This is a genomic window from Rhodococcus marinonascens NBRC 14363 (assembly GCF_001894885.1).
Lineage (GTDB): Bacteria > Actinomycetota > Actinomycetes > Mycobacteriales > Mycobacteriaceae > Rhodococcus_F > Rhodococcus_F marinonascens.
Window position 1 is genome coordinate 21,418 of record NZ_BCXB01000025.1, and the last position, 12,236, is coordinate 33,653.

The following is a 12,236-nucleotide window of genomic DNA, read 5'->3' on the forward strand; positions in this document are numbered from 1 at the left end:
ATCAGGCCGCCTTCTCTGCACCCTGGCCGTAGATGCGACTGACCTCGTCTTCGCAAAGTCCGTCGGGAGTGGTATCGATCGCGATTCGGCCGTCGAGGAGCGCGACAATCCGCTCGCCATGGCTGCGCGCGAAACCTAGCTGGTGAAGGCTCAAAATGACTGTGATGCCGTCACGTTCGTTGATTCCTTTGAGCAGGTCGAGAATCTCGCCCGCCGTCACCGGGTCGAGGCTCGCAATCGGCTCATCGGCAAGGATCACCCTGGGGTTCTGTGCGAGCGCCCGGGCGATTCCCACGCGCTGCTTCTGCCCGCCACTGAGTTGGTCGGCGCGCTGGTCGGCGTAGCCCGCGAGTCCCACAACCTCGAGGAGCGACAGCACCTGTTCGCGCTCGGCCTGGGTGAAGATCCCGGGGAGAGAGCGGAAGGCGGGTACATCCGGCAGTATGCCGGCCAATACGTTCTGCAGGACAGTGAGCCGGTTGACGAGGTTGTAGCCCTGGAAGATCATGCCGACTTTGCGGCGGATCCCTCGCAGCGCGTTGCGGTCGGCGGCGTGCACCTGCTCATCGGCCACGGTAACCGCACCTTGGTATGGGGCCACGAGTCCGTTGATGCAGCGCAGCAGCGTCGACTTCCCTGTGCCGCTGCGCCCCAACAAGATACAGAAGTCTGATGCTCGAATCTCGAGATCGACCCCGCGTAGGACTGCATCGTTCTTCTGCCTGTATGTGAGGTGGACGTCCCGAAAGCCGACGGCCTCACCCGCGCCGGTCATAGCTCAGGCTCCAGGCCCGATACCGTGTATGCGGTACGGACTATGTCGTAGTCGGCATCGCTCGCCATTCCGAAGGAACCGTAGCCAGTCCCCTCGAGGGCGGCGGAGAGTGCGGGGGTCTGGTCGAGGAACGCGTGTTGGAGCAGTTCTTTCTTGTCAGCGGGAAGGTCGGCGCGGTAGGTGATCGGGTCCGCCGGAATCTCGGGTGATTCGAAGACCGTCTTGATTTCGCCTCTGCTGACGATTCCGCTCTTGATGAACTCGGGGATCTTGCGACTCGAGATGGCTGCGACGTCGATCTGCCCGTTCAGGAGCGAGAGCAGGGACGCATCGTGGCTGCCCGAGTAGATGATCTGTGAAAACAGGCCGTCGGGGTCGTAGCCGGCTTCGGTGAGCACATAGCGACCGAAAATGTGTCCGGATGTCGACGCCGGATCGGTGAATGCGAGGATCTTGTCTTGGAAGTCGGCGGGCCCGTTGATGCCCGAGTCGGCTCGCACGATGAAGCTCGAGCGATACGGCGCGGTGTCGTCGGACTGGACGGCCGAGGCGAACGGCTCGACGCCACCGTTGACCCGCTCGCTGGCAAGCACGTACTCGGAGGGGCCGAACCAGGCCAGGTCGAGGTGGCCCGAGTTGAGGGCCTCGACGACGGCCGTGTAATCGGCTCCGACGTAAGGCTCCACCCTTAATCCGGTGGCCTCACTCAAGTAGTCGACGAGCGGTTCATACCTGGCGAGCACAGCGGCCGAATCTTCGTCGGGGGAAAGGCCCAACCGGATGGTATCGCCGGAGTTGTCGCTGGAGACGCCGCACGCCACGAGCGGTAGCGCCAGCAGAGCGATCAACACCGCCACCACGTTGTTGCGCCGAAAGTTACCAATTCCCATGGGGAGTCACCCTTCTCCGCGCTCGTGACGCGGCACTGCCTGCACGTTGCAGCACAGACGTTACGAAACGGAACCCAGCCCAGCATGTCGGGTAGGAATCGCGGCAGAGAACGAAAGGTAAACAGACCGGAGGTGCCCGATGACACCTATCGACAACAGCGATGGAGCCCACGACAGAATTCGACGACGGCCCACCGTTCCCTCGACGCGTACGTTGGAGGAAGTGCAACCGCAAGGCGACGGAAGAGTGAACGGTGCAGATCGGGCGTAAACGGTGGATCGCGGTAGTGGCGACGGGTGCGGCCCTGACAATCGGCGTTGCGAGTTGTTCGTCCACCGATGTCACCGACCGAACGAATGCCGCATTCGATACGTCTGAACTGGATACGGGAATCAACCCCTGTGACGATTTCAACGGATTCGTGAACGGCCAATGGAGTGCCCAGACCCAGATTCCTGATGACGAATCGTCGTACGGCGTCATAAACCAACTGCGGGACGAGAGCCTGGAAGTTCAGCGGGGAATAGCTGATAGAGCGACCGCAGATCTCGGGAGCGCGGACGAGAATTCGGACCGGCGCAAGATCGGATTGCTGTTCGAGTCGGCCATGGACGAAAGGTCGATAGACGAAGCCGGATTCTCGCCCATTTCGTCCACACTGGATCAGGTCGACTCGATTGCGTCTCCCGCGGACGTCGTGACATTCCTGCGCGAGGACGCCGAGGACGGTGGAGCCCTTCTGTTCGGCCTCACATCCGGGGCCGATTTCCAGGATGCAACCAAGCAGATCGGGTTCGTCGAGCCGACCGGGATTTCTCTGCCATCCAAGGACTACTACACCGACCCGCAGTACGCATCGATCCTCGACGGCTACCGCAACTACCTACGGACGTCGCTGGAGTTGATCGGCGTCGACGATGCCCAAGCCTCCGCCCAGGCAGATCAGGCCCTGGATTTCGAGAAGGAGTTGGCGGCGGCGTCGCTGTCTCCGGAACAGGCGCGTGATCCGGCAACCCAGTACAAGCTGGTCACCGTCGACGAGGCGAACGTGACGATGCCGGAATTCGATTGGCGGCAGTACTTCGTGGAACAGAACGTGTCGCCCGACGAAGGGTTTTCGCTCGCCGACACAGCCTATTTCACGCAGGTCGACCAACTCCTCGCCAATGCGCCCATCGAGCAGTGGAAGTCCTACCTGCGTGCGCAGGTGGTGAGTCGTTCTGCAGATAGTCTGTCGAAGCCGTTCCGGGACAACAAATTCGAATTCGACAAGCAAATCACGGGTAATGCTGCGCAGAAGGACCGGTGGAAGGTCGCCATCGCGGACGTGAACTCTGCGATGGGCGAGGCCATGGGAAGACTGTACGTCGCTGAGGCGTTCGACCCGGCGGCCAAGCAACGCGCCGAGCAACTTGTCGGCAATGTTCTCGATGCTCTGAAAGCACGCATCGAGAACGTCGACTGGATGAGTCCGGAAACCAAACAGCAGGCTGTGGACAAGTGGTCGGAGTTGATGCCCAAGATCGGATATCCGGACACCTGGCGTGACTGGTCGGGGTTGCAGATCAATCAAGACGACTACTTCGGCAACCTCGCTGCTGCCGACAAGTTCAATCACGTCTACGATCTGGCGAAGATCGGCAAGCCGTCCGACCGGGCGGATTGGGTGATGACGCCGCAGACGGTCAACGCCTACTACAGCCCGAACGACAACACGATCAACTTCCCCGCAGCGATCCTGCAGGCCCCGTTCTTCGACCCGAACGCCGACGACGCCCTCAACTACGGCGGCATCGGGTCGGTGATCGGCCATGAGGCGACACACGCGTTCGACGATCAGGGTAGCCAGTTCGACGGCAAGGGAAACCATGTGAACTGGTGGACGCCGGCGGACACAGCGCAGTTCGACAGTAGAACGGGCAAGTTGGTGGACCAGTACGACGCCTACACACCGATCCCCGGCATGCCGGATGTTCATGTCAACGGCAATCTGACTCTCGGCGAGAACATCGCAGATTTGGGTGGCGTCAACGCCTCGTACGACGCGTTGCAGACCGTACTCGACTCCGACCCGGGTGCGGCGGCGGAGGAGATCGGCGGCTACACGCCGAGTCAGCGCTTCTTCCTCAACTACGCGCGCGTCTGGCGGGACAAGACGCGCGACGAGGCCCTCCTCACCCAGATCAGTAGCGATCCGCATTCGCCGGCGTCACTGCGCGTCAACGGTGTCGTAGCGAACGTCCCAGGATTCGCGGAGGCATTCGGATGCGTACCGGGCGCCCCCGAGGCGAACGTCGGCGACCAGTTGGTGGCCATCTGGTGATCCGATCCGTACCACCGAGAAACTAGAACCTGTTAGATTCGCGACGGGGATCCTGCCAGGCCCGAAACTCGGAGGGAACTCATGAGCCACCGTGTCGTCGCATGGTCCACCGGTACGGTCGGCCGTCATGCCATCGCAGGCATCGACGCCCGCGACGACCTCGAACTGGTTGGTGTGTGGGTATCGAACCCGGAAAAGGTCGGGAAGGACGCCGGGGAATTGGCCGGGCTCGGGCGGGAACTCGGGGTGAAGGCGACCGACGACAAGTCGACACTTCTTGCTCTGAGGCCTGATTGCATCGTGCATACCGCGATGACCGACGACCGCATATTCGAGGCCATCGATGAGTTGATCTCGTTCCTCGAGGCCGGCGTCAACGTGGTGTCGTCCGGTCCCGTCCTGTTGCAGTATCCGATCGGTGTGCTGCCCGACGATCTCGTCGACCGAATCCGACGGGCCGCCGAACAGGGTGGAGCAAGCCTGCATGTCAACGGTATCGACCCCGGCTTCGCGAACGATGTGCTCCCGCTGGCCATGACGAGCCTGTCGCAACGCATCGACGAGGTTCGCTGCTACGAAATCGCCAACTATTCCAGCTATTACCAGCCTGTGGTGATGCGTGACATCTTCGGTTTCGGTGGGCCCGTCGACGAGACGCCGATGCTGTTCCAGCCCGGCGTGCTGTCGCTCGCGTGGGGGAGCGTCGTCCGCCAGATCGCTGCAGGCTTGGACGTGACGCTCGACGAACCGTTGGTAGAGAAGTTCGAACGGGTTCCGTCGGATGCGGATCTAGACATCGCGTCATGCCTCATTTCCAAGGGAACGGTGGCGGCGGTGCGGTTCGAAGTCGTCGGCACGGTCGACGGTGTTCCGCGCGTAGTACTCGAGCACGTCACCCGCACCCACCCCGAGCAGATGCCGGACTGGCCGAAACCGGCGCGGGGTGAGGGGTGCTATCGCATCGACGTCACCGGCGAGCCGATGATGTCCGTCGAGTTCAGCCACCATGGGGAAAACGGCGATCACAACGTGTCGGGCATGATCGTCACGGCGATGCGACTGGTGAACTCGGTGCACGCGGTGGTCGAGGCGCAGCCGGGGTTGGTCACGGCACTGGACCTGCCCCTCGTCACCGGACGAGGGTTGTGCGTCCGGTCCAGGAGTGCTCCCTGACCGCACTCGGTCGACAAGTGATCGCAGGAATCTAGCGGATTCCGTTTCGCTCGAGGGCGTTTCTGAGTCCGTCCGTGCGCTCCGTGACGGGGAGTGGTTCGACGAGCGCGAAGGCGCAGCCCAGCTTTCGCGCGGCTCCGTCGGCTTCCTCGCTGTCGCCGATCATCAGGGTGCGCGCGGGATCGGCGCCGAGCGCGCCGAGCGCGACCTCGAAGATCCTCGGATCGGGTTTCATCGCGCCCACTTCGAACGACAGCACGAACTGGTCGACGAGGTGCTTCACCCCCAAGTCTGCGAATGTGGGCCGGATGTCGAAGGCGATGTTGCTGAGCACCGCGATCTTGATTCCACGGGTCTTCAGCGCAGCAAGAACCTCGGCCGTATCGGGGTAGGCGCTCCAACAGTCTGGGTCGATCGACCGCTCGTACAACTCTATGGCCTGGTCCTCTCGCGCGACACCGGACTTCCGCAGAACGGTGAGGTATGCCTGCCTGTGGAGGCTGGGGTCGAGGTCGCGGTTGGTCCACGCGTGGTGTTCGGCAGCATCCATCTCGACGGGTTGGCCTACCGGTGCCGTCATACGCCGCATCAATTCTGCCTGGTGGTGGACGTCGAGCGGTTCGCCTTTGTGGTCGGTGAGGTCCGTCAACCAACTCTCGTCCTGTTCCAGACGGAAGAGGGTACCGGAGAAGTCGAAGAGCACTGCATCGAAATTGGCGAAGTCAAAGGGCACGTTGCAAGGCTACGTATGTCGAACCCTTCCTGCCCGTGCGGTTGGACCCCGTGCGGTTGGACCCCGTGCGGTTAGATACTGGGGCGCCCTGACGAGGGGGCGGACTTCTTCTCTTCCTACCCCGGAGAAATACCCGACAGTAGGAATGGGGGCCGAAGATATCATTGCCGAAGCGCGTATACTTTTGTCGAAGAGCAACATTGGGATTTATGCCGATTCGGTTACGGATGCAGTCCATTCGTGATGGGATGTGGTGTGGCTGTCCGTGAACGACAACGCCGAGTGGCGACACCTCAGAGGCGGAATCTTGACGATTGAAGCTCATGGCGCGACCCGCGCAATACGGCACCTGTCCGCACTGGATGCGGCGATTCAAATCTTGACTACCGTGCGTGGAAACACCTACAGCGCGGATCAGGCGTTCGACGAACTACTCGACTGCTCGATGCGCCATCACGTCGATCTCGGGGATCTGGCGGAAGCGCTGGCCGATATCGCGCAGGGTGTCCAAGCCGTGCCCGACGACCACCGTCGGGCACGTGGCGTGGCTACGCAGGAGTGGGGAGTGCTGTTGCAGCCGGGCACGGCCTAGCTGAGCCGCTTTCACACTTGGCGCAGGGGCCTGCAGGCTTTCCCCGCACAGTTCGAGCGGTACGCGATCGGGCATGTGGAGCTCTCGTTGGCTGCGCTGGTCACGATTCCGGAAACCCGTGGACGCGACTTGTCTGCCCGGTCGCAGTAGACTTCGCCGTAGTCGAACAGTCTCTGTGAGATGTTGGGTTCTTTCACCGCAACAAGGCATTTCAACGCCGCGGCTCACTCAGTGTCTATCCAGGGCATAACCCCCCTCGGGGCCACCGCGGTCGAACGCGCACAAACAACCCGAAGCCGTCGACAGCGTACCGGTGAACCGTCACTCAACGAGGAGAAGGCATGAAGACCAAAGCAGCCGTTCTGTTCGAAGCGCACACGCCGTTCGAAATCATCGAGCTGGACCTGGATGGGCCTGGTCCGGGCGAAGTTCTCATCAAATATGCCGCTTCAGGACTGTGTCATTCGGATTTGCACCTAGTCGATGGCGCCCTCGTACCGCGTTTCCCGATCGTCGGTGGCCACGAGGGTTCCGGAATCATCGAAGAAGTCGGTCCCGGTGTCACCAAGGTGAAGCCCGGTGATCATGTGGTCTGCAGCTACGTCCCGAACTGCGGGACGTGCCGTTACTGCTCCACGGGCAGGCAGAGTCTGTGTGACATGGGCGCCAGGACCCCCGAGGGTTCGATGCCCGACGGCTCGTTCCGGTTCCACTCGGGCAAGGAAGACTTCGGCGGCATGTGCATGCTCGGCACCTTCTCTGAACGGGCCACCATCTCGGAACATTCCGTGGTGAAGGTGGACGACTGGCTTCCGCTGGAGACGGCTGTGCTCGTAGGCTGCGGCGTACCGTCCGGTTGGGGCACGGCGGTGTACGCGGGTGGTGTCCGTGCCGGCGACACCGTCGTCATCTACGGCATCGGTGGACTCGGTATCAACGCTGTGCAGGGCGCGGTCAGTTCCGGCGCCAAATACGTCGTGGTCGTCGACCCAGTGGCAATGAAGCGGGAGGCCGCGCTCAAGTTCGGCGCCACGCATGCATTCGCCGACGCGGCCGCGGCTGCCGAGAAGGTCAATGAGCTGACCTGGGGACAGGGTGCCGATCAGGCCCTCATACTGGTCGGGACCGTCGACGAGGAGGTCGTCCAGAACGCGACCGCCGTCATCGGAAAGGGCGGCACGGTGGTCATCACCGGTCTCGCGGACCTCACCAAGCTGACGGTTCACGTCCCGAGTGCCGACCTCACCCTGAACCAGAAGACGATCAAGGGCTCACTGTTCGGCTCGGCCAACCCGCAGTACGACATCGTCCGACTGCTGCGTCTCTACGACGCCGGACAACTTAAGCTCGACGAGTTGATCACCACCAAGTACACGCTCGAGCAGGTGAACGAGGGTTACCAGGATCTGCGCGACGGCAAGAACATCCGCGGCGTGATCGTTTACTAGACGTCTTCGTCGCCGGTGAGTGGTTGGCGCGTGTCTGGAGTCGTCAACCACTCACCGGCGCGGGGCGCCACACGTTGGCGATCAGATCGTACGACCGCAGCCAGGATGCGGTGTCGTCGGTATGGGAAGCGATGATCAGTTCGTCTGCCTGCGCGTGCTCGGCGAACTCGTCGAGGTAGGCCTTGACCTCGTCCGGGGTACCAACCGCCGAGTAGCGCACCATCTGTTGTATCTGCTGACCGGCAGGGGAAGACATGATGAGGTCGATCTCTTCGGGGCTGAATGTTTTCCCGCGTCCGACCATCTGCACCACCCGTCGTCGAACAGCAGATTCGAACTGTCGCTGAGCTTCGGCAGTGGTGTCCGCGGCGATGGCGTTGACGCCAGCGATCACGTACGGCTCGGACAGTTGCTCGGACGGCTCGAAACGGTCTCGGTACAGCGTGACGGCGTCGACGAGGGAGTCCGGGGAGAAATGGGACGCGTTCGCGTAGGGGAGTCCGAGTTTGGCGGCGAGTTGCGCGCCGAACAGCGAGGATCCGAGGATGTACAGCGGGACGTTCGTGCCCTTGCCGGGAACGGCGTCGACGCCGGGCACACGCGACGTCCCCTCGAGGTACGCCTGCAGTTCGAGAACATCCTGTGGGAACCGGTCGGCAGAAGCCGGGTCCCGGCGCAAGGCGTACATCGTCTTCTGATCGCTGCCGGGTGCCCGTCCGAGCCCTAGGTCGATGCGACCGGGGTGCAGGGTTTCGAGGGTGCCGAACTGTTCGGCGATCGTCAGCGGCGCGTGGTTCGGCAGCATGATGCCGCCGGCGCCGAGTCGGATGCGCTGGGTGTGTGCCGCGACGTGCGCGATGAGGACGCTCGTCGCCGAAGAGCCGATCGACGCCATGTTGTGGTGTTCGGCGTACCAGATTCGGCGGTAGTCTCGGATTTCCGCGAGTTGCGCCAGCGCAACGCTGGCATCGAAGCTATTCCGCGCAGTGTCGCCTTCACGGATATAGGCCAGATCCAGAATCGACAGTACAGCGCTCACGGACTTCGTCACCTTTCGTTACCGAACCAGACGCGAGCCATCAGCCTCGCGCACTACTCCGGGGTACAACCAGAGCGGTAGCGCGCGTATTCCGGGAGCCCCGGAGGGTCACGCGCCGACCAGCGGGCGCAAGGTTCGGCCGGCCAGTTCTACGATTCCGGGTTCGTGGCCGTTGGCGACGAGGTTGAGGATGATTCCGTCGATACCCTTGTCGAGAACACGGGTCTTGATCTGCTCGGCGACCTCGTCGGGGTTGCCACAGAATTGCCGTTCGGTGGCCGCTGCGCGTTCCTCGTCCGAGGCCTTGGACAGGTCGACGCCTCGGCTGAGCAGGAAATCGTGCTGGAGTTGCCGGGCGCGGTCGCCGTTCTCGTCGATGAAGACGAACGCCAGGTAGCTGGTTTCGAGCGTGGACCGGTCGCGGCCGGCCTCCGCGCACCGTGCTTCGAGGGCGTCGAGCTTGCGCGGCAACTCCCCGGCGTTGCAGATCATGTTGAGGTGGTCGGCGAAGCGGGCGGCGAGTCCGAACGTCTTCTTCTCGCCGGAACCACCGAGCATGATGGGCAGATCGTCACGAATTCGTGGTTCGTTGATCGCGCTTTCCACTTGGTACCACTTGCCGTCGAAGGTGGGTCGTTCGCCATGCAGCATCGGTGCGATGATCTGCAATGCCTCGTCGAGGCGTTCGAACCGGTCGGTGAACGTGCCGAATTCGTAGCCGTACTGCTGGTGTTCGAGTTCGAACCAGCCCGCGCCGATGCCGAGGACGGCCCGGCCACCGCTGGCGACATCGAGCGTGGATACGGCCTTCGCGAGCATCGGCGGGTTGCGGTAGGTGTTTCCGGTGACGAGCGTGGACAACTGGATCTTCTCGGTGGCCGTCGCCAACGCGCCGAGCGTGGTGTAGGCCTCGAGCATCGGCTCATCGGGTGCGCCGAGCCCGGGTAGTTGATAGAAGTGGTCCATCACGAACGCGGCATCGAAGCCTGCGGACTCGGCCTCGCGCGCCTGCGCGATGACGGTCGGGAAGAGGTCCGCGACGGGGGTGGAGTAGCTGAAGTTCGGCATCTGGTAACCAAGGCGAATCGTCACCAGATCGACCGTACTCGTCTCCGTTCAGGTGTGGTTCGTGGGCCCTATGGGGTGCAGGGTTTCTAGGGCGGGTTACGCGTCGACCAGCGGGCGCAAGGTTCGGCCGGCCAGTTCTACGATTCCGGGTTCGTGGCCGTTGGCGACGAGGTTGAGGATGATGCCGTCGATACCCTTGTCGAGAACAAGGGTCTTGATCTGCTCGGCGACCTCGTCGGGGGCGCCGCAGAACATCCGGTCGGTGGTGGCGGCGCATTCGGCGTCCGAGGACTTGGACAGGTCGATGCCTCGGCTGAGCAGGTAGTTGTGCTGGAGTTGGCGGGCGCGGTCGCCGTTCTTGTCGATGAAGACGAACGCCAGGTAGCTGGTTTCGAGGTTGGACCGGTCGCGGCCGACCTCCGCACACCGCGCATCCAGGGCGTCGAGCTTGCGTGGCAACTCGCTCGCGCCGCAGTTGATGTTGAGGTGGTCGGCGAAGCGGGCGGCGAGGGCGAAGGTCTTCTTCTCGCCGGTACCGCCGAGGAGGATGGGCAAGGTGTCGCGGATTCGTGGTTCGTTGATCGCGGTTTCCACGTGGTACCACTTGCCGTCGAAGGTGGGTCGCTCGCCGCGGAGCATCGGGACGATGATCTGCAGGGCCTCGTCGAGGCGTTCGATGCGGTCGGTGATCGTGCCGAATTCGTAGCCGTACTGCTGGTGTTCGAGTTCGTACCAGCCTGCGCCGATACCGAGAACGGCGCGGCCGCCGCTGGCGACGTCGAGTGTGGACACGGCCTTTGCGAGCATCGGCGGGTTGCGGTAGGTGTTGCCGGTGACCAGAGCGGCCAGCTGGATCTTCTCGGTGGCTGTGGCTAGCGCGCCGAGTGTGGTGTAGGCCTCGATTACCGGTTCGTCGAGTGCACCGACATTGGGCGCCTGATAGAAGTGGTCCATCATGAATGCGGCATCGAAGCCTGCGGACTCGGCTTCGCGGGCCTGCGCGACGACGGTCGGGAACAGGTCCGCGACGGGGGCGGAGTAACTGAGGTTCGGCATCTGGTAGCCAAGGCGAATTGCCACTCGTTCGACCGTACTCGTCCTCGTCCCCGTACGCCTCGTGGCAATCGGAATTCAGGTCTCGGGTTGGGTCACGCGTCGACGAGCGGGCGCAACGTGCGGCCGGCCAACTCCACGATTCCGGGTTCGTGTCCGTTGGCCGGGAGGTTGAGGATGATGCCGTCGATTCCCGCGTCGAGAACACGGGTCTTGATCTGCTCGGCGACCTCGTCGGGGGCACCACAGATATGCTGTGCGGTGGCCGCGTCGCGTTCGGTGTCCGAGGCCTTGGACAGGTCGATGCCTCGGCTGAGCAGGAAATCGTGCTGGAGTTGGCGGGCGCGATCGCCGTTCTCGTCGATGAAGACGAACGCCAGGTAGCTGGTTTCGAGCGTGGACCGGTCGCGGCCGACCTCCGCACACCGTGCGTTCAGGGCGTCGAGCTTGCGTGGTAACTCGCTCGCGCCGCAGTTGATGTTGAGGTGGTCGGCGAAGCGGGCGGCGAGTGCGAATGTCTTCTTCTCGCCGGTACCGCCGAGCAGGATGGGCAGGTCGTCGCGGATTCGGGGTTCGTTGATCGCGCTTTCCACGTGATACCACTTGCCGTCGAACGTCGGACGCTCGCCGTGCAGCATTGGCGCGATGATCTGCAGGGCCTCGTCGAGGCGTTCGAAGCGGTCGGTGAACGTGCCGAATTCGTAGCCGTACTGCTGGTGTTCGAGTTCGAACCAGCCTGCGCCGATTCCGAGGACTGCCCGGGCCCCGCTGGCGACATCAAGGGTGGACACTGCCTTCGCGAGCATCGGCGGGTTGCGAAAGGTGTTGCTGGTGACCAGCGCAGACAACTGGATCTTCTCCGTGGCCGTGGCCAACGAACCGAGGGCGGTGTAGGCCTCGAGCCTCGGTCCGTCGGGTGCACCGAATGTGGGCGTTTCATAAAAGTGATCCGCCACGAACGCGGTATCGAAGCCTGCGGATTCGGCTTCTCGGGCCTGCGCGATGATGGTCGGGAACAGGTGTGTGACGGGGGTGGGGTAACTGAGATTCGGCATTTGGTAACCAAGGCGAATAGTCACTTGATCGACCGTACTCGTCTCCGTGCACGTGCGGCTCGTTGTCGTCGGGGTGCAGGGTTTCG

General features: G+C 62.9%; 11 protein-coding genes. 4 read left to right on the forward strand and 7 right to left on the reverse strand.

Translation table 11 applies throughout. The annotated features are described in order from the left end of the window. Nucleotide 1: 1 nt before the first annotated feature. Nucleotides 2-775 carry a phosphonate ABC transporter ATP-binding protein gene (gene phnC / locus RM2_RS17165; protein ID WP_072690765.1) on the reverse strand — a complete coding sequence of 258 codons (774 nt, stop codon included), beginning with the start codon at nucleotides 773-775 and terminating at the stop codon, nucleotides 2-4. Then, entirely contained in the window at nucleotides 772-1,665 is an 894-nt protein-coding gene (locus tag RM2_RS17170) for a phosphate/phosphite/phosphonate ABC transporter substrate-binding protein (RefSeq protein ID WP_072690766.1), read from the reverse strand. Before RM2_RS17170 ends, phnC begins: the two co-directional genes overlap by 4 nt. Nucleotides 1,666-1,952: 287 nt before the next feature. On the opposite strand from RM2_RS17170, the gene RM2_RS17175 reads away from it, so the two are divergent. Beyond that, complete coding sequence (locus RM2_RS17175) at nucleotides 1,953-3,989, forward strand: M13 family metallopeptidase (RefSeq protein ID WP_169846751.1); 2,037 nt, start codon at nucleotides 1,953-1,955, stop codon at nucleotides 3,987-3,989. An 81-nt stretch (nucleotides 3,990-4,070) separates the two neighbouring features. Beyond that, nucleotides 4,071-5,162 carry an NAD(P)H-dependent amine dehydrogenase family protein gene (locus RM2_RS17180; RefSeq protein WP_072690768.1) on the forward strand — a complete coding sequence of 364 codons (1,092 nt, stop codon included), beginning with the start codon at nucleotides 4,071-4,073 and terminating at the stop codon, nucleotides 5,160-5,162. Between the two features lie 31 nt (nucleotides 5,163-5,193). Here the strand turns inward: RM2_RS17180 and RM2_RS17185 are convergent, their stop codons facing one another. After that, entirely contained in the window at nucleotides 5,194-5,895 is a 702-nt protein-coding gene (locus RM2_RS17185; protein ID WP_072690769.1) for an HAD family hydrolase, read from the reverse strand. Between the two features lie 307 nt (nucleotides 5,896-6,202). On the opposite strand from RM2_RS17185, the gene RM2_RS17190 reads away from it, so the two are divergent. Then, complete coding sequence (locus RM2_RS17190; protein WP_072690797.1) at nucleotides 6,203-6,487, forward strand: ANTAR domain-containing protein; 285 nt, start codon at nucleotides 6,203-6,205, stop codon at nucleotides 6,485-6,487. 341 nt (nucleotides 6,488-6,828) lie between these two features. Then, complete coding sequence (locus RM2_RS17195) at nucleotides 6,829-7,935, forward strand: NDMA-dependent alcohol dehydrogenase (RefSeq protein ID WP_072690770.1); 1,107 nt, start codon at nucleotides 6,829-6,831, stop codon at nucleotides 7,933-7,935. Between the two features lie 43 nt (nucleotides 7,936-7,978). Here RM2_RS17195 and RM2_RS17200 read toward each other — a convergent pair whose 3' ends face one another. The 4 genes from RM2_RS17200 to RM2_RS17215 all read right to left on the reverse strand — a co-directional run bounded on the left by RM2_RS17200 (nucleotide 7,979) and on the right by RM2_RS17215 (nucleotide 12,174). Then, a complete protein-coding gene (locus tag RM2_RS17200; protein ID WP_072690798.1) occupies nucleotides 7,979-8,974 on the reverse strand; it encodes an LLM class flavin-dependent oxidoreductase in 996 nt (331 codons plus the stop codon). A gap of 108 nt (nucleotides 8,975-9,082) precedes the next feature. Beyond that, a complete protein-coding gene (locus tag RM2_RS17205; RefSeq protein ID WP_084721851.1) occupies nucleotides 9,083-10,066 on the reverse strand; it encodes an LLM class F420-dependent oxidoreductase in 984 nt (327 codons plus the stop codon). Between the two features lie 72 nt (nucleotides 10,067-10,138). Then, the gene (locus tag RM2_RS17210; protein ID WP_084721852.1) at nucleotides 10,139-11,122 is read right to left on the reverse strand and encodes an LLM class F420-dependent oxidoreductase; all 984 of its coding nucleotides are present in this window, start codon (nucleotides 11,120-11,122) and stop codon (nucleotides 10,139-10,141) included. 68 nt (nucleotides 11,123-11,190) lie between these two features. Next, entirely contained in the window at nucleotides 11,191-12,174 is a 984-nt protein-coding gene (locus tag RM2_RS17215; protein ID WP_084721853.1) for an LLM class F420-dependent oxidoreductase, read from the reverse strand. Between the last annotated feature and the right edge of the window lie 62 nt (nucleotides 12,175-12,236).